The sequence below is a fragment of the Arthrobacter gandavensis genome, assembly GCF_039528575.1.
GTDB lineage: Bacteria > Actinomycetota > Actinomycetes > Actinomycetales > Micrococcaceae > Arthrobacter_B > Arthrobacter_B citreus_B.
Map to the genome: position 1 here is coordinate 295,269 of NZ_BAAALV010000007.1, position 22,209 is coordinate 317,477.

The following is a 22,209-nucleotide window of genomic DNA, read 5'->3' on the forward strand; positions in this document are numbered from 1 at the left end:
TCCATGAGTGAACTGATTACCTCTCCCGCTGCCGTCCTGGCGGAGAAACTGGCCTCCCGCGAGGTTTCCGCCGTCGAGGTCACCCAGGCGCACCTGGACCGTATCGCCGACGTCGACGGGGACATTAACGCGTTCCTGCACGTCAACACTGATGAGGCGCTCGAAGTTGCCGCCGGTGTGGACAAGGCCCGTGCCTCCGGTGAAGAACTGCACACCCTGGCCGGCGTGCCCATCGCCATCAAGGACCTCATTGTGACGGTGGGCCAGCCCACCACTGCCGGGTCCAAGATGCTCGAAGGCTGGATGAGCCCCTACGACGCCACCGTGATCTCCCGGATCCGTGCCGCCCGCATGCCGATGCTCGGCAAGACCAACCTGGACGAATTCGCCATGGGTTCCTCCACCGAGCACTCCGCCTACGGCCCCACCCGCAATCCCTGGGATCTGGACCGCATCCCCGGCGGCTCCGGCGGCGGCTCGGCTGCGGCCGTTGCCGCTTTCGAAGCACCGCTGGCCCTCGGTACGGACACCGGCGGTTCAATCCGCCAGCCCGCATCCGTCACCGGTTCCGTTGGCGTGAAGCCCACCTACGGCGGCGTCTCACGCTACGGTGCGATCGCCATGGCCTCCTCGCTGGACCAGATCGGCCCGGTGTCCCGGACCGTGCTGGACGCCGCGCTGCTGCAGGAAGTCATCGGCGGACACGATCCGCGCGACTCCACCTCGCTGAGCGACCCTGTGGGCAACCTGGCTGAGGCAGCCCGCAACGGCAGCGTCGCGGGCATGCGCATCGGCGTCATCAAGGAACTGCAGGGCGAGGGCTACCAGCCCGGCGTGCAGGCCCGCTTTGACGAGTCGCTGGAACTGCTCAAGGACGCGGGAGCGGAAATCGTTGAGGTCTCCTGCCCCAACTTCAAGTACGCGCTGGGCGCCTACTACCTGATCATGCCCTCGGAGGCCTCCTCCAACCTGGCGAAGTACGACGGCGTCCGTTACGGCATGCGCCGCCTGCCCGCCGACCCGCCGCTCACCATTGAGCGCGTTATGGGTGCCACCCGCGCCGCCGGTTTCGGGGACGAGGTCAAGCGCCGCATCATCCTGGGCACCTATGCCCTCTCGGCCGGCTACTACGACGCTTACTACGGCTCGGCCCAGAAGGTCCGCACCCTGATCCAGCGCGACTTCAACGCCGCGTTTGCGCAGGCTGACGTGCTGATTTCCCCGACCTCGCCGAACACCGCGTTCAAGCTCGGCGAAAAGCTGGATGATCCGCTGGCCATGTACCTGAACGACGTCGCCACCATTCCGGCCAACATGGCCGGCGTTCCCGGCATCTCCATCCCCGGCGGCCTGGCCGACGGGCTGCCGGTTGGCATCCAGTTCCTGGCTCCGGCCCGTGAAGATGTTCGCCTCTACCGTGCCGGCGCGGCACTTGAAGGCCTGCTGGAGCAAAAGTGGGGCGGCCCGCTGCTGGCCTCGGCACCCGTACTCGGAGGAGGAAAGTAATGTCCGTGCACACCCAGGAAGAAACCCTTCCCTTCGAAGAGGCCATGGAGAAGTATGACCCGGTGCTGGGGTTCGAGGTCCACGTGGAGCTCAACACCAAGACCAAGATGTTCTCCGACGCACCGAACGAGTTCGGCGACGTACCCAACACCAACGTCACCCCCGTGGACCTTGGCCTGCCCGGCGTGCTGCCGGTGGTCAACAAAAAGGCTGTGGAGTACTCGATCCTGATCGGCCTGGCGCTGAACTGCAAGATCGCCGAATCCTGCACCTTTGCCCGGAAGCAGTACTTCTACCCGGACACCCCCAAGAACTTCCAGACCTCCCAGTACGAAGACCCCATCGCGTACGACGGCTGGCTGGACGTTGAGCTGGAGGACGGCACCGTGTTCCGCGTCGAGATCGAACGCGCGCACATGGAAGAGGACGCCGGAAAGCTCACCCACATGGGCGGCGCTGCCGGCCGCATCCAGGGCGCCGACTTCTCCCTGGTGGACTACAACCGGGCCGGTGTTCCGCTGGTGGAAATCGTCACCAAGCCGATCGAGGGCGCCGGTTCCCGCGCACCCGAACTCGCCAAGGCCTACGTGGCCGCCATTCGGGAAATCGTGAAGAACCTCGGGGTCTCCGACGCGAAGATGGAGCGCGGCAACGTCCGCTGCGACGCCAACGTATCCCTGCGCCCGCACGGCCAGGAAAAGTTCGGCACGCGTTCGGAAACCAAGAACGTGAACTCGCTGCGCGCCGTCGAACGCGCCGTCCGGTTCGAGATCCAGCGGCATGCCGCCGTGCTGGACTCCGGCGAGAAGATCGTCCAGGAGACCCGTCACTGGCACGAGGACACCCGGTCCACCACCTCCGGCCGGCCCAAGTCCGACGCCGATGACTACCGGTACTTCCCGGAACCCGACCTGCTGCCCGTAGTCACCACCACGGAGTGGATCGAGGAACTGCGTTCCCGGCTGCCCGAGCCGCCGGCCGAGCGCCGCAAGCGCCTGAAGGCAGACTGGGGCTATTCCGACGCGGAATTCCGCGACGTCGTCAACGCCGGCGTGATGGAAGCCATTGAGGAGACCATCGCAGCCGGTGCCTCCGCCCAGGTTGCCCGCAAGTGGTGGATGGGCGAGGTTGCCCGCCGTGCCAAGGAAGCCGAAGTTGATCCGGTGGATACCGGCGTCACACCGGAGCTGATCGTTGAGCTGGACCGCCTGGTCCAGGCGGGCAAGATCAACGACAAGCTGGCCCGCCAGGTCCTCGACGGCGTCCTCGCCGGCGAAGGCACTCCGGAGGAAGTCATCGAGAAGCGCGGCTTGGCCGTGGTGTCCGATGACGGAGCCCTGCTCGAAGCCATCGATGCAGCCTTGGCAGCAGCCCCGGACGTTGCGGACAAGATCCGCGGCGGCAAGATCCAGGCCGTCGGTGCGATCGTCGGCGGCGTTATGAAGGCAACCCGCGGACAGGCCGACGCCGGCCGCGTGCGCGAGCTGATCCTGGAACGCCTGGGCGTCTCCGCCTAGCACCGCGGCACACCCGCACCGGCCCCGGAACCGGCGCTGACGGTCAATCGACCTGATGCGCCGGCTCCGGGGCCTTTCGGCGTTTACCGCCCTGCCCGGACGCCCGCGGCCGGGGTAGGGTGCTGGCATGGCTAGCGTGCCGTCCCGGCTCAGGGTGGATGCCGAGCTGGTCCGCGGCCTGCTGCAGGCCCAGCAGCCGCAGCTGGCGGACCAACCGCTTGCTCCCGTGGGCGATGGCTGGGTCAACCATGTTTTCCGGCTGGGCAGCGAATACGCCGTCCGCCTTCCCCGGCGGGATGACGCCGCCGTACTGATGGCCAAGGAACAGCAGTGGCTGCCGGTGCTTACGGACGGGCTGGCTACGGCTACTTCTGCGCCCGTCTACTGCGGGATTCCCCAGGAGCCCTATCCGTACCCCTGGAGCATCAGCACCTGGTATGACGGACTCGACGTGTCCCTGCAGCCGCGGGACCGAAACGTTTCGCTGGCAACGCCGCTGGCAGGGTTCCTCAATGCCTTCCATACACCCGCGCCGCCGGACTATCCGCGCAACCCCGCGGTGGGCGGTCCGCTGGCATCCCGGGATGCGGCCGTGCAGGAACGGCTCCACTCGGGAATGGTGCCGCATGCGGCCCGGGTCGCTGAGCTCTGGGCGGAGGCACTGGAGCTGCCCGGCTGGAACTCGGAGCCGCTCTGGCTGCACGGGGATTTGCACCCGGCCAACCTGATTGCCGGAAACGGGGGCCTCCAGGCTGTCATCGATTTCGGCGACCTCACCGCCGGAGACCCGGCCGCAGACCTCGCGGCAGCCTGGCTGGTGTTCGACCCAGCCGGGCGGCACGCGTTCCGGAGCGCGCTGGGCGCCCGGTACGACGCCGATCCGGCCGTCTGGCTGCGGGCGCGCGGCTGGGCGCTGTGCATGGCTTCAAACCTGCTGGCGGGGGCGCAGCGCCATCCCGGACTCTACCTCGTGGGCTCGGAGACTCTCATGGAGATCCTGACCGACGACCTCTCCTGGCTGTAGGACGCGTGCCAGAATGAGCTATGCCCACTTCCTGGAGTCACTCCGTCCGCGTACAGACAGAAGGGGACGGGCACGTCACCGAGGACAGCTGCGGCTACGCAGCCGCCAGTGCCTGGGTGATTGACGGGGCCACCTCGCTGCTGCCGGAACTGGACCTGCCCGGAGCGTCCAATCCGTCCTGGTATGCCCGGACACTGGATCTGCTGCTGGCCGAGAGCGCCAAGGCGAAGCCCGGCCCGGATGCTGCTTCAGGTTCCGAAGCAGGCGGCATGCTGGCTGAGGCTCTACGCCGCATGGACCGGGTGGGGGAGGAGCGGGCCGGGAATGAACATACCCGCTTCCCGAGCGCTGCGCTGGCCCTCGCGCAGCTCACAGACGGCGGCGTCGACGTGATGGTATTGGCTGACTGCCACGCGGCAGTGGAACTGGAGGATGGATCCGTTGTGCATGTGACGAGCGAACCTGCGGACCTTCGTGTCCACCGCGAACACCCGGCCGACCCCGACCAGGCGCGGGAGCTGCTGCGCCGGGACCGGGAGCTGCGCAATACGCCGGGACGCCTTTGGGTGGCCCGGCGGGAACCGGAAGCGGTACAGCACGCCCATCTGGCCCGCCTGCCCGCCCCGAAGCGCGTGGTGCTGGCATCCGACGGAGCCTGGCGTGCAGTTGACCTTGGGCTGGTGGACAGCCCCTGCAGTTTCCTGAGGGCGGCATCAACACCCGTCGGCGCGCAGCAGCTGCTGCTCGAGCTTCGCCGCCGGCAGGCGGCTATCGGTGAAAAAGCGGACGATGCGACGATCCTGACGGTGGTGCCCGGTGCCTGAGATTCCCGTGCTCATTATCGGCGGTGGTATCGCCGGGCTCTCCCTCGCCTCGCGCCTGGCCGGGGAAACCGGAGTCGTGCTCCTGGAAGCCGAGAACGAACTCGGATACCACACCTCCTCCCGCTCCGCCCGGCAGCTCATCCCCAGCTACGGCCCGCCCGTAGTCCAGGACCTCACCGTTCGCACCCTGGCGCTCATCCGGGAACTGGAGGCCGGCCTGCCCGAGCCAATTCTGCGGCCCCGGTCCTTTATGCTCGTGGGCCGCGAGGAGGATGTCCGGGACCGGGCGAGCGGACACATGCACCCGATCACCGTCGCCCAGGCCATGGGCCTGGCGCCGGAACTGGCGGCCGGGAACTTCGAAGCCGCAGGGCTCGATACAACGTCCGTCTCGTGTAATACGGACATCCTGATGGACTGGCACCGGGCACGGATTGAGGCCGGCGGCGGCCGTATCCTGACTGGCCGGAGGATGGATGCCGTCAGACGCGGCAGGGAAGGTGAGTGGCTGGTCTCTGCAGGCGAGGAGAGCTTCAGTGCGGCTGCAGTCGTCAACGCGGCCGGCGCCTGGGCCGACTCCGTCGCCGGCCTGTTCGGCGCCCGGCCGCGCGGGCTCCAGCCCTACCGGCGAACTGCCGCGATCGTGGAGGCCGGCAACCCGCCGGCAGCGGACGGGCCGATGGTCGCCGGCGCGCTGGATAACTTCTACTACCGCCCAGACCTTGAGGGTGTGCTGGTCTCCCCGTCGGAAGCGGTTCCGAGTCCGCCGGAGGACGCCCGGCACAGGCCCGAGGACGTGGCGGAGCTGGTCGCCCTGGTCAACTCCCTGACCAGCCTGGAGCTGGGACGCTCTGTCCGCGCCTGGACGGGGCTGCGCACCCAGGCAGCGGACGGAGTGCCCGTGGTGGGGTTCGACGACGCCGTTCCCGGCTTTTTCTGGTTGGCTGGGCAGGGTGGATACGGGTTCCAAACCTCCTCAGGCATAGCCGAACTCGCTGCCGCCCAGCTGCTTGGCAGGCACCCGTTTCTGGACGTCTCCGAGGCGCTTTCACCCGCCCGTGCGGGACTGTGACCAATCTCTCATCCCCGGCATGTAACGAATCGGTGAAACAGCGCGGGAATGGTCAAAGGCAGGGCCTGGGAAACCTACAGTTGAAGGGCAGGCCGGCTCCGGCCAATTTCCTATTCCAGTCCTGCTGTTTGTGCTTTTGAGAGGTCTCGTCAGTGCCAGAAATCATGCCGCCGCAGCTAGCCGGCGTGCAGCAGCGTCCCTTCTACGTCAAAGCCCGTTCTGTCATTACAGCGGTGAGCGTTGTGTGGCTTGTCCTGGCGGTGGCGGGGTACGGCTCCTTCTCTGGCGGGACAACTTCCCTGGCGCTGTCCCTGGCCCTGATGTACGGGACGGGTGTTGCCATCCTAGTGGTGGTTTCCGCCGCGTACCGGCTGGTGAAGCGCTCTGCTGTCCGCCGGGTTGAACATGCGCCGGAAGACGCAGCTGCGGCCGCGTTTATCGATGCCACCCGTTTTGCAGCCGAGGAAATCCGTGCGGCGTTGACCCCGGCACGTCCGGGCACCCGTCCGGCGGCATCGCCGTGGTCCGCTGGTTCCCAGCAGGCGGCTGCTGCGCCGGTTTTCCGTGAACCTGGTGCAGAGGCGGTATTCGCACGCGACCTGCTGAGCCGCCAGGAGGATGCCGCAGCGCCGGTGTTCCCTGCCGCTGCCGATGGATTATCTGCCAGCGCGGCTGTCTCGCCGAAGGCTGCCTCCGGCACACCTGGTGCGACGCCGGCCGCTGCGAAAACCCCGGCCGTGAAGAACCCGTCCGCCGGCAAGTCCGTGGTGAACAAAAAAGCATCGGCGAAAAAGAAGAAGGGCAGCAAGCCCCGTCCCGCCCAGGCCGGCACCCAGGGCGCTGGCAGGCCCACGGGTGCCCAGGACCTGAAGCGCGCCGCGTAGGTCTGCAGCCACTCTCAGGAAGTTGCCAGCTTGCTGACAGGAGCTTTCCAGACCCCTGTCCTAACGTAGTTAGTACCTCATAAGGGTGCGAGTGATGAATGGATAGCGTAGTGAACTATCCGGCGCCGGCAGACTAGGGTTGTTCCCCCCAACCAACCCCACAGTCTGCCGGCGTTCTTCATGTCCGGGGCCGTTTCCGCCTGCCGGACCGCTATCCGGCGTCGAAGCTGTTGAACTCACCGGTAGCGGGCGAGTGGTGTTCTTCGACGTTTTCAACGACGCCCGGTGCCGATGGCGAACGAACCCATTCAATGAGTCCGTCGAGTGCCGACGGAAGCCCCTCCGCAGTAATGACCACCGACCCGTCCGGCTGGTTGACCACGGTCCCGGTCAGCTTCAGCTTCAGTGCCTGCCGGAGGACCCGGTAGCGGAAGCCAACACCCTGAACCATTCCGCGGACTATTGCCGTGAGGCGGACCTTGTCCCCGGAAGCACCGGCGGAACCCGGAGGAGTGTCTGGCGAATTCATGCCTGCAGCCTAGTGCAGCGGAGCATCCAGCACACTGTTGGCGGCAGCAACCAGGGAACCGTCGTTGACCAGCCGGTAAACAGCCTCAATCTCGGGCGCTAAATACCGGTCCGGTCCAGGCCCCTCTGCGACTGACCGGACTGCCGCGCGGACCGCCGTGGAGACCGGTGCGCTTCGGGCGGTGGCCAAGCCGCCGTCGCGCATATCCAGGGCCCGCGCCGAGGTCAGTATTTCCACCGCAAGTACCCGGGACAGCCCGTCGAGGGCCGTGCGCAGCTTCAAGCCTGCGGCCCATCCCATGGAAACGTGGTCTTCCTGCATTGCCGAGGAAGGAATTGAATCCACCGACGCAGGTACGGCCAGCCGCTTGAGCTCTGAGACAATTCCGGCCTGGGTGTACTGGGCAATCATGTGTCCGGAATCCACGCCGGGGTCATCCGCAAGGAAAGCGTTGAGCCCGTGGCTGCGGTTGCGGTCCAGGAAGCGGTCGGTGCGCCGCTCGCTCATGGAGGCGACGTCTGCGACTGCGATGGCCAGGAAATCCAGAACGTAGCCCACTGGAGCGCCGTGGAAGTTTCCGTTGGACTCGACCCGGCCGTCGGGGGTCACTACCGGGTTATCCACGGCGGACGCCCGCTCGCACGCTGCCACATGCTCAGCGTGTCCCAGGGTTGACCGTGCCGCACCGTGCACCTGTGGAGCGCAGCGCAGGGAGTATGCGTCCTGGACCCGGGTAAACTCACCGGTTTTCTGTTCCTCCAACAGCACCGATCCGCGCAGGACGGTCCGGATATTCTCCGCGGACTCGGCCTGTCCCGGCTGCGGACGGAGGGCCTGCAAATCGGCGGCGAACACGGCGTCGGTCCCCAGCAGGCCCTCAACGCTCATGGCCGCTGCAATGTCCGCTATCGTCAGCAGCCGGTGCAGGTCCGCGATTGCCAGGGTGAGCATTCCCAGCATCCCGTCCGTGCCGTTGATGAGCGCCAGGCCCTCTTTCTCCTGCAGCTCCAGGGGTTCCAGCCCAGCCGCCGCCAGCGCCGCGGACGCGTCCATTTCCCTTCCATCGGCGTCGCGCACCCTGCCCTCACCCATCAGGGCCAGTGCGCAGTGGGACAGCGGCGCCAGGTCACCGGAGCAGCCGAGCGAACCGTACTCGCCGATCACGGGAGTGATGCCGGCGTTGAGCAGGGCTGCGTATGCCCGGGCCACGGCCGGGCGAACCCCGGTCCTTCCGGTGGCGAGGGTGGAAAGGCGGTTGAGCATCAGGGCACGGACCACCTCCCGGTCGACCTCGCGACCGGACGACGCCGCGTGGCTGCGCACGAGCGAGCGCTGCAGTACTGTCCGCTGGCTGGAAGGTATCTGTTTCGTAGCCAGCGCGCCGAACCCGGTGGAGACGCCGTAGTGGGGCTTGGAATCAGCGGCCAGCGATTCGATGACGGCACGTGAGGACTGCATCGCCGTCACGGATCCGGCAGTCAGCGCCACCCTGGCGCCCCTCCGGGCCACAGCCAGAATGGCGTCAGGCTCCAGGGGGCCCGTACCAACATTCACGGTGAGGGCTGTCCCCGGAGCGGAATCCTGAGAAATAAGAACCAAGACGTCATCCTGTCTGTTCGCTGTCGACGCTCAGCGCCGTACGGTGAAATGCCGCACAGTGGTATTGGCATTTCAACCAGTGAAATGCACTCGGCGGTTAACCGCAAGTGCGGGGCCAGCGGGCCGGGAACCCGATCAGGCACAATAGGCACATGCCCTCCGCCTCTGCTGACTCCGTGCCCGATGCCGGGACGCGGCGCAGGCTCACAGTCGAAATCCTGATCGTGCTGGGACTGTCCCTGGGGCAGTCGGGCGTGTACGCCGTCGTGCGCCTGTTGGACAAGATGACACAGGGGCCGCTGCAGGGACAGACCACCACGCTCAACCCGGTACTGGATGACAGCCCGCTCTTTGACCTCGTCTACCAGCTGCTGGGCATCTTCTTCTCGCTGGTCCCTGTGGCGCTGGCCCTGTTTTTGCTGACCGAACCGGGCCGCTCGGCGTTCCGGCGGATCGGCTTCACCTTCTCCCGGCCGCTGCTGGACTTTGGGCTCGGCTTCGCACTCGCGGCCGTCATCGGTGTCGGGACACTTGGTGTTTACGCCGCCGGACGGGCAATGGGCATCACCACCGCCATTGTCCCGGCGGCCCTGGACACGTATTGGTGGACCCTTCCGGTCCTGGTGTTGTCCGCGCTGCGGCATGCGGTCCTTGAAGAGGTCATTGTGGTTGGATACCTGTTCACCCGGCTGCGCGCGCTGGGGTGGTCGGTGCCGGCCATGATCATCACCAGCGCGCTCATCCGGGCCAGCTATCACCTGTACCAGGGCATCGGCCCCGGAATCGGGAACTTCCTGATGGGCCTGCTGTTCGGGTATGCCTACTGGAAAACCAAGCGGGTAATGCCGCTGGTCATTGCCCACGCGCTCGTGGACATCGCCGGGTTCGTGGGGTTTGCCCTGTTCGGATCCGCCATTGGAATTGGAGACTGACGCCTCGATGGCACTGCTGACACCCTGGGGCGAAGCCCTGGACCCGCAGAACGTCCTGCCCGAATACCCGCGGCCCCAGCTGGTGCGCGGAAACTGGCAAAACCTCAACGGACACTGGGACTTCGCCATCACCTCTGCAGGCCAAACCGATCGGCCAACATCCTGGGACGGCCGGATCCTGGTGCCTTTCTCGCCCGAGGCGCCGCTCTCCGGCGTCGAACGCCAGCTGCAGCCGGACCAGGCCCTCTGGTATCGGCGTACGTTCACGGTGCCCGAGGAAACGGACGGCCGCGTGCTGCTGCATTTCGGAGCCGTTGACCAGTCCTGCACAGTCCAGGTCAACGGCCGGCCGGCCGGGGAACACGACGGCGGCTACCTTCCCTTCACCCTGGACATCACCTCGCTGCTGGATACGGATTCGGGTTCTGCGGCCCGTTCCGTGGAGCACGAGATTGTGGTGCGGGTGCTGGACGCCAGTGATACGACCGGGGCATCCCGCGGCAAGCAGAAGCTGGAACGCGGAGGCATCTGGTACACGGCACAGTCAGGCATCTGGCAAACGGTCTGGCTGGAACGGGTCCCTGAAACCTGGATCCGCGATGTGGTGCTGACGCCGCTGGACTCGCTGGACGGCGTCGAAATCACCGTGTCCGCCGACGGTGTGGCGGCCGGGCCGGGGCAGCGGGCCGAGGTGGCAGTATTCGCTGACGGGGCCGAAGTGGCAGCGGCTGCTTTTACGCCCGGGGAACCGTTCCGGCTGTCCCTGCCTGATCCGAGGCAGTGGAGTCCCGAGGATCCGTTCCTCTACGACGTCCGGGTGCGCCTGGGGGCGGACGAAGTGCGGAGCTACTTCGGACTGCGGACTTTCGGCACCGGAACCGATTCCGCCGGACACAGGCGCCTGCTGCTCAACGGCGAACCGTACCTGCACGCCGGGCTGCTGGATCAGGGTTACTGGCCGGACGGACTGTACACGCCGCCGTCGGACGAGGCGATGGCGTTCGACATCCAGACCGCCAAGGACCTGGGTTTCACCATGCTGCGCAAACACATCAAGATTGAGCCGCTGCGCTGGTACCACCACTGCGACCGGCTGGGCATGCTGGTCTGGCAGGACATGGTCAACGGCGGGATGGGGGAGGGGCGGTCGCCCGAACCTGTGCCGCTGCCGGGCAGGGGGAGCCGCAGCGACCGCCGTTATGCGAAGTTCGGCCGCAGCGACGCAGCCGGGCGGGAAGCCTTCCGCCGCGAAGTGCGGCAGACCGTCGACCTGCTGCGGAGTGTCCCCAGCATCGCCCTCTGGGTACCGTTCAATGAAGGCTGGGGCCAGTTCGACGCAGCCGACGTCGCCGCTGAGCTCCGGGAACTGGACGCTACCCGGACTATCGACCATGCCAGCGGCTGGCACGACCAGGGTGTCGGTGATGCCAAGAGCCTGCACGTGTACGCCGTTCCGTTCCGGATCCGCCGGCGCTGGCAGCGTGATCCGCGTGCCATCGTCCTTTCCGAGTACGGCGGATTCAGCCTTCCCCTCGAAGGACACACTTGGAACAGCAAAGTCTTTGGCTACGGTAAAACCCTGCACAGCCGGGCTGAACTCGAGAAGGCTTACACCGCGCTGCACCGGACCCAGATCGAACCTGCGCTGCGGGAAGGCCTTGCTGCGACCGTCTACACCCAGCTCACTGACGTGGAGGACGAGGTCAACGGCCTGCTCACCTACGACCGCAGGGTGCTCAAGGTGGATCCCGCCGTCGTCCGCGCTGTGAACGCCGAGCTGGCCCGTGCCTTTCGCGGGTAGCCCGACCAATCTGCTGCCGGTTTTCGGAAAATCGACCGTTTAGCAGTTCTGCTCCCGGTTAGAACTGGCAGCAGAACTGCGAACCGGCAGCAGGATTAGCGACGCCGCCGTCTCCGCAGGCCTGACCCGACCAACAGCTGCACCAGTCCGTCAGGGTGGGCGGCGTCCCGGGCGGTTTCGGACCAGGTCCACCGAACGAATCCGACCCCGGTGGCGCGGATTCTGTCTTCCCGGCGCTTCTCTTGGATGAGTGCGTCCCGTCCTGCCTGATGACTGCCATTCGTGACAGGGCCGTACTTCACGGCGCCGTCGAATTCGCCGACCAGGTTTCCCTCTTCCCAGTAGAAATCGGTCCGGCCAAGCAGGCGTCCGTCGGGTCCGTGGAACTCGCGCTGCAGATCCGGAATCGGCAGGCCGTGCCGGTACATGAGTGCCCGGGAATAGGACTCGCCGGGGGATTCCGAGCGGGCGTCGGCGAAGTCGATGACCCGCAGGGCCCGCGTCTGCTTGGTGAGAGAGACATATTGGCGTGCAAGGCGCCGAAGGTCCGACTTCTCCAGCGCAGGCAGTTTCTGGCCGTGGTCGGTTCGAAGCACGTGGTCCATGGCTGGTACGGCCTGTTCGAAGGGCAGGTATGCAGACATGTCGAGGACGGTCTGGGCGCGGGATGTTACCGAGATACCGTCAACAACGGCCACAGGTTCAAGGAGGCGGCGTTCTGCCCAGCGTAGATCGCCGCGGGAGCGTCCATGTGTCGCATCGGATGCCAGCAGCATGAATCCGGTTGAACGGCCGATTACGGGTATGCGCCACACTCTGGCAGCTGACTGTTGAATCACGACTCTTCCGGATGCCTGGTCACCCGCGACCGCTGCAAGCCGCACGCGTTCCCGCTCCCAGGGAGCGAGCCTCTGCCATTCCTCAGCATGGATGTAGATACCGCGTCTGAGCCGAACGAGTTTCCCCATAGAGCATTTGCGTGCCAGATCCCGGCGGCTCGTTCCGTCCAGGTCGGCCTCAGCCGCGAACAAGAATGTGGTCGACATGGGGACCACTCTGCGGCTTGTCAGCCGGGCCCGGCATCCGGGAAGACAATTTGTGGAGAACCGGCGAAATCCTGCATGGAAGCCCGCCGCGTCTGCGAGGTACTCTGCCCTGCCTGGAGGGTACTCCCGCCGTGGGGCTGAAAGCTCCTTCGGGGAAGTGCCGGTACACGTCCTCTCAGCTGTGCCGCGCCGAAAACCCTCCACTTGGGGACTTGCCCGCCAGTCTGGGACTTTCCTGCCGTGGCGCCGCGCAGGATTGTCCCAAACCGGCAGGGATGTCCCGAAGTGGAGGAATCGGGGTCGGAGGTGTGTCCCAAACCGGCAGGGATGTCCCCAAGTGGAGGGAACCCACCCAAGCCCTCCCCGCAATGTGGAAAACGCTCCGGTTCGGGACCAATCGCCCCCGGCGCACCGGAGAGATTGTCACAAACCGGAGCGTTTTCTCGAACCGGAAGCAGAACTAGATCTCGACGAGACCCTTTTCAGTGGCAAAGGTGACGGACATGATGCCCGGGGTGCCCTTGGGAGAGACCCAGGTGACGTCCACGGACTCCAGCGGCTTCTCGACGGGCATGCCCAGCCATTCGGTCACGCGCTCGGCGGAACCGGCGATGGTGAGTGACTGCAGCGAGACGGCGCCGTCGAGGGCACGGGACGGGTGGAGGTCGGCCTTGTCCTCGTCCCAGCGCAGCATGTAGGGAACCTGCGGGTCAGCGATCAGGCCGTTGATGCCGATCTGCCTCCACGTGAGTTCCTGTCCGTCGGGGAACTTGCGGTTGCCGGGGACGGAGGAGCGGCCAAGGCGTTCTTCGAAGGGAGCAAGGTCCTCAACGGCAACACACCAGCCCATCCAGCCGCCGCCGGCTTCGGAGCGTGCACGGACGGCCTGTCCAAAGGGAGCCTTGTCCGAGGCAGGGTGGTTCAGTACTTCAACAACCTCAACATACTGGTGGTTCGCCAGCGGGAGGATCATGTTGCGGGTACCGAAACGGGGATGGACTCCGCCTTTGACGAAGTCGGTTCCCAGGGCAGCAGCAATGCGTTCCGTAGTGGCCAGCAGGCCGTCGGATTCGCAGGCGTAAGAGACGTGATCCAGGCGCATGCGAACATCTTGGCACGTTGTGACCTGTGTCTCGACTAAGGCAACCCTAAGCGGCGTAATGGACAACTTTCACGCTGCGTCATATGGGTTGCGCAACTGCCCCGCCGTTGGTTCTATAGGTACAGGTCATGAGTGCCAGCAGATAGCCCCGGCTTGCTGGCCGGCAACCCTCCAACCGCGGTGGGGTGCCCCGGGTGAAGACCTGGCCGTACGCAATCAGGCGTACCGGCAAGCGCGGGCCACACGTGTCGCTCCGGTGTATTCCGGCTCAGACCCTGTGGGGCCCCTGGTCATAAAGGGAGCACAATGTCTGCCAACTGGTCCTTCGAAACACGCCAGATCCATGCAGGTCAGGAGCCCGACGCCGTTACCGGCGCCCGCGCCCTGCCCATCTACCAAACCTCCTCCTTCGTCTTTCCCAGCGCCGAAGCGGCAGCTAACAGGTTCGCGCTGGCCGAACTGGAACCGATCTACACCCGGATCGGCAACCCCACCCAGGAAGCGGTGGAGAACCGTATCGCGTCCCTGGAAGGCGGCCTCGGAGCACTGCTGCTCGCTTCGGGCCAGGCAGCCGAAACGTACGCCATCCTGAACCTTGCCCAGGCCGGCGACCACATTGTGGCTAGCCCCAGCCTGTACGGCGGCACCTACAACCTTTTCAAGCACACCTTTAAGAAGTTCGGGATCGACGTCAGTTTCGTCGCCGATCCGGACAACCTGGACCAGTGGCGCGAAGCTGTCCGCCCCAATACCAAGGCCTTCTTCGGCGAAGTTGTCTCCAACCCCCGCCAGGACGTCCTGGACATCGAGGGAATATCCGCCGTCGCCCATGAGGCGGGCATCCCGCTGATCGTGGACAACACCCTCTCCACGCCGTACCTGATCCGGCCCATCGAATGGGGTGCGGACATCGTGGTGCATTCGGCCACCAAGTACCTGGGCGGGCACGGCACGGTGATCGCCGGGGTGATCGTGGATTCCGGCAACTTCGACTTCGGGGCCGATCCGGAGAAATTCCCGGGCTTCAATACCCCTGACGAGAGCTACAACGGCCTGGTGTACGCCCGCGACCTCGGTGCCAACGGCGTTCTCGGGGCGAACCTGGCCTACATCCTCAAGGCCCGGGTCCAGCTGCTCCGTGACCTCGGCTCGGCGCTGTCCCCGTTCAACGCGTTCCTCCTCGCCCAGGGCCTGGAGACCCTCAGCCTGCGCGTGGAGCGGCACGTCGAAAACGCCGTCGCGGTGGCGCGCTGGCTTGAAGCGCACGACGACGTCATCTCGGTTGCGTACGCAGGCCTTGAGTCGAGCCCCTGGTTTGAGCGCGGACAGAAGTACGGGCCGCGCGGAACCGGGGCGATTGTGTCCTTCGAAATCGAGGGCGGAGTGGAAGCAGGCAAGCGCTTCGTGGACGGTCTCGAGCTGCACTCCCATGTGGCGAACGTGGGTGACGTGCGCTCCCTGGTGATCCACCCGGCGTCGACGACGCACAGCCAGCTGGGCGCCGAGGCACAGGCAGCGGCCGGCGTCAGCCCGGGACTGGTACGCCTGTCCGTGGGGCTGGAACACATTGACGACATCATCGCGGACCTCGATGCCGGTTTCCGCGCTGCAAAGGGAGCATGAAGTACAGCGTGACCACGTATCCTCCTGCACCACAGCACCCCGTCCGCGTCCTTGACGGGGTGCTGCAGTACGCCCCGATCGGTGACCTTGAACTTGAAACCGGCGGCGTCCTTCCAGACGTAGTGCTGGGCTATGAGACGTGGGGCGAGCTGAACGCCGACGCGTCCAACGCCGTCCTGGTTCCGCATGCCCTGACGGGGAGCACCCACGTAGCGCAGGGCAGCACGGACGAACCGGGTTGGTGGGACGGGCTGGTGGGTCCGGGCCGGACCATCGACACCAACAGGTTCTACGTCGTTTCCATCAACATGGTCGGCGGCTGTTACGGCTCCACGGGCCCGGCGTCGGCGGACCCGGAAGGACTTCCGTGGGGTTCTCGCTTCCCGTTCGTGACCATCCGGGATTCCGTGCACGCCGAAGCGCGCCTGGCCGACCAGTTGGGAATCCGCCGCTGGCACACAGTGCTGGGAGGATCCCTGGGCGGCGCGCGGGCACTTGAATGGGCCGTCACGGAGCCGGAGCGGGTGGCCCGGTGCGCAGTGATAGCGGCGACGGCGGCAAGCACCGGTGAGCAGATCGCCTTTGCCCAGGCCCAGGTGGCGGCCATCCGCCTGGATCCGGATTACAACGGCGGGGACTACTACAACGGCCGTGCCCCGCTGGCCGGACTGGGCCTGGCCCGGCGGATTGCGCACATTACCTACCGGTCCGAGGCTGAGCTGCAGTACCGGTTCGGACGGACGCCGCAGCCGGGGGAGGACCCGCTGGGCGCGGCCCTGCCGGCAGAACGCGGCCGCTACCAGGTGGAGAGCTACCTGGACCATCAGGGAGAAAAACTTGCCGGCCGGTTCGACGCCAACAGCTACGTCATCCTCACCGAGGCACTGATGAGCCACGACGTCACCCGGGGCAGGGGCAGCCTGAAAGATGCGCTCGCCGCTGCCCAGGCCGAGTTCCTTGTGGCAGCCGTGGACTCGGACCGGCTGTACTTCCCGGAACAGTCCTACGAACTGGCGGCCGCCCTTCCCGGCGAGAACCGCGTGCACCTGATCAGCGCGCCCATTGGCCACGACGGGTTCCTCACCGACGTGCTCCAGCTTCAGGACGTTCTGCGGCAGGACTTCTTCGCCTAGGCGCCCGCAAGGCACCAGAGACCGGCACGGCACCAGAGACCCGCACGGCACCAGAGGGAGATGCACAGCGCGCCGGAGGAACCCGCTGCGGCCGCCCGGCCCCGGGCACGCAGGCCCGGCCCGTGAGAAGCCCGGAGCAGGCTAGTCCCGGCTGGCCGGCGCTGCCGCCGCAGCTTCAGTCCCGGCAGCCTCGGAGGATCCCTGCGGCATCCGCTTGCCGAAATACGGTCCGGCGTCCGGCCGCTTTGGCGAGATACCGTCCCCGGAGGAGCGCCTGCGGACCCGCCGCATCACCCACGGCATCAGGTACTCGCGGGCCCAGAACAGGTCCTCGGAGCGCGCCGTCCGCCAGGTCTTGGCCGGCAGTTCCTTCACCCGCGCCGGTTCCAGGGTGTGCGGGACGCCAAGCGTTTCGAGCACCATGGCCGCGATGGTCTGGTGCCCCATGGGGGAGAAGTGCAGCCGGTCCGGTGCCCACATCTGCTGGTTGCTCAGCTCCCGCAGCGCCCACATGTCTGCGATGACGGCGTCGTGCCGCATGGCCACCGTGCGCAGGTTCTCGTTGTAAATGGCTACCCGCCCGCGGACGCTGCCCAGCACCGGTGTGGCCCCGATATCCGGACCGGTGAAGAGCACCACTGTGGCACCGGTTTCCCGCAGCCGCGCGATGGTGGCATCCATGGTTTCGGCGAGCCGGTCAGGGTCCCCGCCGGGGCGGATGACGTCGTTGCCGCCGGCGCAGATGGTCACCAGGTCCGGCTTCAGGTCGATGGCGGGCTGAACCTGCTCGGCAACGATCTGGTTCAGCAGCCGTCCGCGGATGGCCAGGTTCGCGTAGGCGAAGTCATCATGCCCGGCGGCGAGTTCCTCCGCCAGGCGGTCGGCCCACCCGCGGTGGCCGCCGGGGCTCTCCGGGCTGGGGTCGCCGATCCCTTCCGTGAACGAGTCGCCCAGCGCCACGTACCGGTTGAAGGGATGATCCGGGTGCCCCTGCGGCGGGGCGGCCTGCACGGCCGGATCGGTGCCGGTCTGCGGTTCGGATGGTACAGAGGGGTGCTGAGCATTTTCGGTCACCGAACCATGATTGCCCCTTTGGGCCTGGCTACGCGACCGTAGGTTGGATCGGCCGCATGCCAGAATGGGTTTTATGACTGAAATCTCTCCCTGGAACCCCGTTGTGCTCTTCTCCAAGCCTGAAGAAGAGCGGGCCGGAACGCCGCTGCTGGTGCTCTTTCACGGTTATCTGGCCAACGAGGAAGACCTCATGGGGCTGGCACAGTACCTGCCGCAGGAGTTCACCGTCGCTTCCGTCCGCGCACCCCAGGCGCTGGGTCCGGGTTACTCCTGGTTCCCGCTGATGCATGAACCGGATTACTCGGTGGACCGGGTGGTTGCCGCCGTCCAGGACGTTTCGGACTGGCTGGACGGCGTGAAGGAACAGCACAGCAGCGTTTCCCTGCTCGGCTTTTCCATGGGCATGGCGGTGGCCAGCACCCTCATGCGGCACCGGCCCGAGGAGTTTGCCGCCGTCGTCGGGCTCTCCGGTTTTGTGGTGCCTGCCGAAGGGAACGGCTTCTTCCACGACGAGGAACTGGCAGCGCTGAAGGTGCCCTTCTTCTGGGGCCGGGACCAGGCTGATCCCGTCATCGACGCCGAGCGCATTGAATACACCCATGCCTGGCTGAACGGCCACACCAAGATGACGAAGGTGCTCTATGCCGGCATGGGGCACAGCATCAACATGCAGGAACTGGGGCACGTGCGGGAGTTCCTCACCCACACGGTCCTCGGCTCCCGGTAAGGCCTAGCTGCCGGAGACGATCCGCACGGCCTGGCTGTTCACCTCGATGGTGTCTCCAGCGTGCAGCTGCCGGCCGCGGCGCTCCTCGATTTCGCCATTGACCTTCACCAGGCCGTTTTCGATCAGTTCCTTGGCCTCGATGCCGTCCTCGGCAAGGCTGGCGAGTTTCAGTGCCTGGCCAAGGCGGATCATGTCGTCACGGATGGGCAGGTCCTGGGGATCGGTTGAGCTCATGAACCTATTCTGCCGGAGAAAGCGCACGACGCCGGCACGGCGCCGGCTGCCGCAGGCAGCACAGGGACGGCGCGGAACCGGGAACGCCCCACAGCGGGAGTAATGTGAAACGGTGCCACAGCCTGCCCGTATCCCCGCCGCCGTCGGTCTTCCCCTTGCCCTTGCCTCCGGGGTGGCGATTCCTGCCCAGTCCCGCATTAACGGTGCCCTCGGCGAAGCCCTGGACGACTCCCTCGCCGCCGCGCTGGTGAGCTTCGGCGTCGGGCTGACCGTCATGATCCTCGTGACCGCGCTCCTGCCGCGCGGACGGGCCGGGTTCGGCCAGATAATGCCCGCACTGCGGGAGCGGCGCTTTCCGCGGATCTACATCCTGGCCGGCGTGATCGGCGCCTGGTTCGTGCTCACGCAGACCCTGACCATCGCCGTGCTGGGCGTTGCCGTGTTCACGGTCGCCACCGTTGCCGGCCAAACCCTGACCGGGCTGGTGGTGGACCGGATGGGCATTGGCCCGGGCGGAAAGAAAACGCTGACCATCATGCGCGTAGTGGGCGCCGTGCTGACCATCGCCGCCGTCGCCTGGGCCGTGAGTCCCAAACTCTCCGGCAGCGGGGGAGGCACCGACTGGCTGCTGACCGTGCTGCTGCCGCTGAGCGCCGGCATGGCCATGAGCTTCCAGCAGGCCATGAACGGCACAACGGGCATGCACTACGGAACCCCGATCACCGCAACGCTGATGAACTTCGTGTCCGGATTCGCTGCCCTGCTGGTGGTGTGGCTGGTCAAGGTGGCCGTGTCCGGATTCGGCAACCCGCTGCCGGACACCTGGTGGTACTACCTTGGCGGGGTGATGGGGTGCATCTTCATTGGGGTCAGCGCCATGCTGGTCAAGACACTCGGCGTCCTGCTGACCAGCCTGGGCCTGATCGGCGGACAGCTGGTCGGGTCCCTGCTGCTGGACATTTTCCTCCCCGCCCCGGGCTCCGTGGTGGTAGCAGCAACGGTGCTGGGCACCGTCCTGACCCTCGCCGCGATCGTCATCGCGACCCTGCCCTGGAACATGCCCGGATTCCGCCCCTGGCAGCGCCGAGGCAACCGGTAGCCGGCTTTCGCCGCCGTGACCTTAAGCTGGTATCTATAGGTTTTGCCCTCCGGCCCGCACCCGCGCACTTCCGCGCCGGGAAACGAGGCCGCAAGGGATCGAAAGCGGACCGCACCCAGCGGCCTGCGTGAGCAGAAAGAACGGCGGTACCATTCACATGGCTTCGACCAAATCCAAACTGGATCCGATCATCTCCCTGGCCAAGCGCAGGGGCTTCGTCTTCCAGTCGGGTGAGATCTACGGTGGTTCGCGTTCCGCCTGGGATTACGGGCCCCTCGGCGTAGAGCTGAAGGAAAACATCAAGAAGCAGTGGTGGCAGTCCATGGTCCGCGGCCGCGACGACGTCGTGGGTCTGGACTCCGCAGTCATCCTGCCGCGCCAGGTCTGGGAAGCCTCGGGCCACGTGGAGGTGTTCTCCGATCCGCTGGTCGAGTGCCTGAGCTGCCACAAGCGCTACCGGGCGGACCACCTCGAAGAGGAATTCGAGGAGAAGAAGGGCCGCGCCCCGGAAAACGGCCTGGCGGACATTGCCTGCGCCAACTGCGGCACCAAGGGCCAGTGGACCGAGCCGCAGGAATTCTCCGGCCTGCTCAAGACCTACCTGGGTCCGGTGGCCAGCGAAGAAGGCATGCACTACCTGCGTCCCGAAACGGCCCAGGGCATCTTCGTGAACTTCAACAACGTGCTCACCACCTCCCGCAAGAAGCCGCCGTTCGGCATCGGCCAGATCGGCAAGAGCTTCCGCAACGAGATCACCCCGGGCAACTTCATTTTCCGTACCCGGGAGTTCGAGCAGATGGAGATGGAATTCTTCGTCGAGCCCGGCACGGACGAGGAATGGCACAAGTACTGGATCGAAACCCGCAAGAACTGGTACACGGACCTGGGCATCGACCCGGAGAACCTGCGCCTGTTCGAGCATCCGCTGGAGAAGCTCAGCCACTATTCCAAGGGCACCACGGACATTGAGTACCGCTTCGGGTTCCAGGGTTCGGAATGGGGCGAGCTGGAAGGTATCGCCAACCGCACCGACTTTGACCTGGGCACGCACTCCAAGCATTCCGGCACCGACCTGAGCTACTTCAACCAGGCCACCAATGAGCGGTTCACCCCGTACGTGATCGAGCCCGCGGCCGGCCTGACCCGTTCCTTCATGGCGTTCCTGGTGGACGCCTACACCGAGGACGAGGCCCCCAACGCCAAGGGCGGCGTGGACAAGCGCACCGTGCTGCGCCTGGATCCGCGCCTGGCCCCGGTCAAGGCAGCCGTGCTGCCGCTGAGCCGCAACGAGGACCTGTCCCCGAAGGCCAAGGAACTGGCCGCCCAGCTGCGCCGGAACTGGAACATCGACTTCGACGACGCCGGCGCCATTGGCCGCCGCTACCGCCGCCAGGACGAGATCGGCACCCCGTTCTGCATCACCGTGGACTTCGACACGCTCGAAGACCAGGCAGTGACCGTGCGTGAGCGTGACTCCATGGCCCAGGAGCGCGTGAGCCTGGACAAGGTCCAGGGTTACCTGGCCGAACGGCTGATCGGCGCGTAATGGCAATCTCTTTCCGCGAATGGCGCGAGGACGACGACCTTGCCCTGATCCAGCTCTGGGGCGACCCGGAGACCGGTGAAGCTGCGCACTTCCGCTCAGTCCTGCGGCCTTCGGCCAACGAACCGTGGAGCCGCTGCATCGTGGCGGAGGACGACGGCGTGCCGGTGGCTGCCGGGGTGGTCTATGAGACCAGCCTGCACCCGGACCGGCTGTGGGCGTACATCGAGGTGGCCCGGGACAACCGGCGTGCCGGCCTGGGCTCCACGCTGCTGGGCATGCTGCGCAAGGAAGCCGAGAACGCGCCGTCGGGCGTCACGAAGCTCCGTGCCAAGGTATCTCCGGATACCCCGGGTGCGGCGTTTGCTGCCGCCGCCGGGATGGAGCCCATCCAGCGTTCCCGTGCGGTGATCGTTGAACCGGGCAAGCTCAAGCTGCCTGTCTTCGAGGACCACGGACCGCAGCTGGAGGAAGCGGCCACCGGATCGGTGGAACTGACCCGCGCCGTCGCCGACTTCTACAACGCTGTCCACGACTGGGACCGTGCGGACATGGGAATCGGCCGCGCCCAGCAGATGCTGCTGCATGAGGCCACCGGTGCGTCCGGTGCCGTGGTGCTCAGGGACAAGCCGAAGCATGAAGGCGGGAAGATTGCCGCGTTTGCGGTGAGCTATACCTCCGAGCGGACCGACGCGCCGGCGGATGTGCTGCTGGGCTGGGATACCGCGCTGGAGGAGACCGAAGCGGAAGCAGCGGTTGAATCACTGCTGGCCATGCTGGCCTACCAGTACCCCGTGCAGCTGGAAGTGGATGACTCGATGACCGCGCTGGTCAAAGTGCTGGACCGCCTGCTGGCAGCCGGCGCCGCCCGGCAGGACGGGCCGGACACGCTGATCCTGTCCAGCTAGCCCTGCGTTTCACCGCCAATAACGACGGCGCC

The 22,209-nt window shown here is 66.3% G+C and carries 20 protein-coding genes and 1 riboswitch; of the genes, 14 read left to right on the top strand and 6 right to left on the bottom strand.

The genetic code is table 11. The annotated features are described in order from the left end of the window. Positions 1 to 3: 3 nt before the first annotated feature. The 6 genes from gatA (at position 4) to ABFX29_RS14850 (ending at position 6,827) form a co-directional block, all read left to right on the top strand. On the top strand, positions 4 to 1,506 hold the full coding sequence (gatA, locus tag ABFX29_RS14825) for an Asp-tRNA(Asn)/Glu-tRNA(Gln) amidotransferase subunit GatA (protein ID WP_152228571.1): 1,503 nt from the start codon (positions 4 to 6) through the stop codon (positions 1,504 to 1,506). After that, entirely contained in the window at positions 1,506 to 3,023 is a 1,518-nt protein-coding gene (gatB, locus tag ABFX29_RS14830) for an Asp-tRNA(Asn)/Glu-tRNA(Gln) amidotransferase subunit GatB (RefSeq protein ID WP_152228570.1), read from the top strand. The genes gatA and gatB overlap by 1 nt, the downstream gene beginning before the upstream one ends. A gap of 127 nt (positions 3,024 to 3,150) precedes the next feature. Further along, a complete protein-coding gene (locus ABFX29_RS14835; protein WP_152228569.1) occupies positions 3,151 to 4,047 on the top strand; it encodes an aminoglycoside phosphotransferase family protein in 897 nt (298 codons plus the stop codon). 20 nt (positions 4,048 to 4,067) lie between these two features. Continuing rightward, positions 4,068 to 4,871, top strand: a complete 804-nt coding sequence (locus ABFX29_RS14840; protein ID WP_152228568.1) for a protein phosphatase 2C domain-containing protein — start codon at positions 4,068 to 4,070, stop codon at positions 4,869 to 4,871. Next, positions 4,864 to 5,943, top strand: coding sequence for an NAD(P)/FAD-dependent oxidoreductase (locus tag ABFX29_RS14845; protein ID WP_152228567.1), 1,080 nt, complete (start codon positions 4,864 to 4,866; stop codon positions 5,941 to 5,943). Before ABFX29_RS14840 ends, ABFX29_RS14845 begins: the two co-directional genes overlap by 8 nt. Before the next feature lie 164 nt (positions 5,944 to 6,107). After that, positions 6,108 to 6,827 (top strand): hypothetical protein, encoded by a 720-nt coding sequence (locus tag ABFX29_RS14850; RefSeq protein WP_170287769.1) that lies wholly within the window; start codon positions 6,108 to 6,110, stop codon positions 6,825 to 6,827. Positions 6,828 to 7,038: 211 nt separating this feature from the next. Here the strand turns inward: ABFX29_RS14850 and ABFX29_RS14855 are convergent, their stop codons facing one another. Both ABFX29_RS14855 and hutH read right to left on the bottom strand, forming a co-directional pair. After that, positions 7,039 to 7,356, bottom strand: coding sequence for an acylphosphatase (locus ABFX29_RS14855; RefSeq protein WP_152228565.1), 318 nt, complete (start codon positions 7,354 to 7,356; stop codon positions 7,039 to 7,041). 9 nt (positions 7,357 to 7,365) lie between these two features. After that, positions 7,366 to 8,955 carry a histidine ammonia-lyase gene (gene hutH / locus ABFX29_RS14860; protein ID WP_246167567.1) on the bottom strand — a complete coding sequence of 530 codons (1,590 nt, stop codon included), beginning with the start codon at positions 8,953 to 8,955 and terminating at the stop codon, positions 7,366 to 7,368. A 152-nt stretch (positions 8,956 to 9,107) separates the two neighbouring features. Between hutH and ABFX29_RS14865 the strand changes: the two genes are divergently transcribed. Together ABFX29_RS14865 and ABFX29_RS14870 are read left to right on the top strand one after the other, a co-directional pair. Continuing rightward, positions 9,108 to 9,887, top strand: a complete 780-nt coding sequence (locus tag ABFX29_RS14865) for a CPBP family intramembrane glutamic endopeptidase (protein WP_152228564.1) — start codon at positions 9,108 to 9,110, stop codon at positions 9,885 to 9,887. After that, positions 9,871 to 11,688, top strand: coding sequence for a glycoside hydrolase family 2 protein (locus ABFX29_RS14870; protein ID WP_246167565.1), 1,818 nt, complete (start codon positions 9,871 to 9,873; stop codon positions 11,686 to 11,688). The genes ABFX29_RS14865 and ABFX29_RS14870 overlap by 17 nt, the downstream gene beginning before the upstream one ends. A 95-nt stretch (positions 11,689 to 11,783) precedes the next feature. Here ABFX29_RS14870 and ABFX29_RS14875 read toward each other — a convergent pair whose 3' ends face one another. Beyond that, a complete protein-coding gene (locus tag ABFX29_RS14875) occupies positions 11,784 to 12,332 on the bottom strand; it encodes a hypothetical protein (protein ID WP_346038502.1) in 549 nt (182 codons plus the stop codon). A gap of 862 nt (positions 12,333 to 13,194) precedes the next feature. Then, positions 13,195 to 13,836 carry a VOC family protein gene (locus ABFX29_RS14880; protein ID WP_152228562.1) on the bottom strand — a complete coding sequence of 214 codons (642 nt, stop codon included), beginning with the start codon at positions 13,834 to 13,836 and terminating at the stop codon, positions 13,195 to 13,197. Positions 13,837 to 13,960: 124 nt separating this feature from the next. Continuing rightward, a riboswitch (SAM riboswitch) is annotated at positions 13,961 to 14,077 on the top strand. 65 nt (positions 14,078 to 14,142) lie between these two features. Here ABFX29_RS14880 and ABFX29_RS14885 point away from each other — a divergent pair. Both ABFX29_RS14885 and metX read left to right on the top strand, forming a co-directional pair. Further along, positions 14,143 to 15,459, top strand: a complete 1,317-nt coding sequence (locus ABFX29_RS14885) for a bifunctional o-acetylhomoserine/o-acetylserine sulfhydrylase (RefSeq protein WP_152228561.1) — start codon at positions 14,143 to 14,145, stop codon at positions 15,457 to 15,459. Continuing rightward, the gene (gene metX, locus ABFX29_RS14890) at positions 15,456 to 16,592 is read left to right on the top strand and encodes a homoserine O-acetyltransferase MetX (RefSeq protein WP_152228560.1); all 1,137 of its coding nucleotides are present in this window, start codon (positions 15,456 to 15,458) and stop codon (positions 16,590 to 16,592) included. Before ABFX29_RS14885 ends, metX begins: the two co-directional genes overlap by 4 nt. Before the next feature lie 141 nt (positions 16,593 to 16,733). Here the strand turns inward: metX and ABFX29_RS14895 are convergent, their stop codons facing one another. Next, positions 16,734 to 17,603 carry an SGNH/GDSL hydrolase family protein gene (locus tag ABFX29_RS14895; protein ID WP_152228789.1) on the bottom strand — a complete coding sequence of 290 codons (870 nt, stop codon included), beginning with the start codon at positions 17,601 to 17,603 and terminating at the stop codon, positions 16,734 to 16,736. 136 nt (positions 17,604 to 17,739) lie between these two features. Between ABFX29_RS14895 and ABFX29_RS14900 the strand changes: the two genes are divergently transcribed. Further along, positions 17,740 to 18,393 carry an alpha/beta hydrolase gene (locus ABFX29_RS14900; RefSeq protein ID WP_152228559.1) on the top strand — a complete coding sequence of 218 codons (654 nt, stop codon included), beginning with the start codon at positions 17,740 to 17,742 and terminating at the stop codon, positions 18,391 to 18,393. Positions 18,394 to 18,396: 3 nt separating this feature from the next. Here the strand turns inward: ABFX29_RS14900 and ABFX29_RS14905 are convergent, their stop codons facing one another. Then, positions 18,397 to 18,627, bottom strand: coding sequence for an RNA-binding S4 domain-containing protein (locus ABFX29_RS14905; protein WP_152228558.1), 231 nt, complete (start codon positions 18,625 to 18,627; stop codon positions 18,397 to 18,399). A gap of 112 nt (positions 18,628 to 18,739) precedes the next feature. Between ABFX29_RS14905 and ABFX29_RS14910 the strand changes: the two genes are divergently transcribed. From ABFX29_RS14910 to ABFX29_RS14920, 3 genes are all read left to right on the top strand, one after another. Then, a complete protein-coding gene (locus ABFX29_RS14910; protein WP_152228557.1) occupies positions 18,740 to 19,726 on the top strand; it encodes a DMT family transporter in 987 nt (328 codons plus the stop codon). Between the two features lie 157 nt (positions 19,727 to 19,883). Then, a complete protein-coding gene (locus ABFX29_RS14915; RefSeq protein WP_152228556.1) occupies positions 19,884 to 21,272 on the top strand; it encodes a glycine--tRNA ligase in 1,389 nt (462 codons plus the stop codon). Then, on the top strand, positions 21,272 to 22,177 hold the full coding sequence (locus tag ABFX29_RS14920; protein WP_152228555.1) for a GNAT family N-acetyltransferase: 906 nt from the start codon (positions 21,272 to 21,274) through the stop codon (positions 22,175 to 22,177). Before ABFX29_RS14915 ends, ABFX29_RS14920 begins: the two co-directional genes overlap by 1 nt. Positions 22,178 to 22,209 lie beyond the last annotated feature (32 nt).

What these genes read in the sequence shown, in the direction of transcription:
- ABFX29_RS14880 (WP_152228562.1), bottom strand. Translation starts at nt 13,836, where the DNA reads ATGCGCCTGGATCACGTCTCTTACGCCTGCGAATCCGACGGCCTGCTG.
- ABFX29_RS14835 (WP_152228569.1), top strand. Translation starts at nt 3,151, where the DNA reads ATGGCTAGCGTGCCGTCCCGGCTCAGGGTGGATGCCGAGCTGGTCCGC.
- ABFX29_RS14850 (WP_170287769.1), top strand. Translation starts at nt 6,108, where the DNA reads ATGCCGCCGCAGCTAGCCGGCGTGCAGCAGCGTCCCTTCTACGTCAAA.
- gatB (WP_152228570.1), top strand. Translation starts at nt 1,506, where the DNA reads ATGTCCGTGCACACCCAGGAAGAAACCCTTCCCTTCGAAGAGGCCATG.
- ABFX29_RS14920 (WP_152228555.1), top strand. Translation starts at nt 21,272, where the DNA reads ATGGCAATCTCTTTCCGCGAATGGCGCGAGGACGACGACCTTGCCCTG.
- ABFX29_RS14905 (WP_152228558.1), bottom strand. Translation starts at nt 18,627, where the DNA reads ATGAGCTCAACCGATCCCCAGGACCTGCCCATCCGTGACGACATGATC.
- ABFX29_RS14865 (WP_152228564.1), top strand. Translation starts at nt 9,108, where the DNA reads ATGCCCTCCGCCTCTGCTGACTCCGTGCCCGATGCCGGGACGCGGCGC.
- gatA (WP_152228571.1), top strand. Translation starts at nt 4, where the DNA reads ATGAGTGAACTGATTACCTCTCCCGCTGCCGTCCTGGCGGAGAAACTG.
- ABFX29_RS14885 (WP_152228561.1), top strand. Translation starts at nt 14,143, where the DNA reads ATGTCTGCCAACTGGTCCTTCGAAACACGCCAGATCCATGCAGGTCAG.
- metX (WP_152228560.1), top strand. Translation starts at nt 15,456, where the DNA reads ATGAAGTACAGCGTGACCACGTATCCTCCTGCACCACAGCACCCCGTC.
- ABFX29_RS14915 (WP_152228556.1), top strand. Translation starts at nt 19,884, where the DNA reads ATGGCTTCGACCAAATCCAAACTGGATCCGATCATCTCCCTGGCCAAG.
- ABFX29_RS14840 (WP_152228568.1), top strand. Translation starts at nt 4,068, where the DNA reads ATGCCCACTTCCTGGAGTCACTCCGTCCGCGTACAGACAGAAGGGGAC.
- ABFX29_RS14875 (WP_346038502.1), bottom strand. Translation starts at nt 12,332, where the DNA reads ATGTCTGCATACCTGCCCTTCGAACAGGCCGTACCAGCCATGGACCAC.
- ABFX29_RS14855 (WP_152228565.1), bottom strand. Translation starts at nt 7,356, where the DNA reads ATGAATTCGCCAGACACTCCTCCGGGTTCCGCCGGTGCTTCCGGGGAC.
- ABFX29_RS14900 (WP_152228559.1), top strand. Translation starts at nt 17,740, where the DNA reads ATGACTGAAATCTCTCCCTGGAACCCCGTTGTGCTCTTCTCCAAGCCT.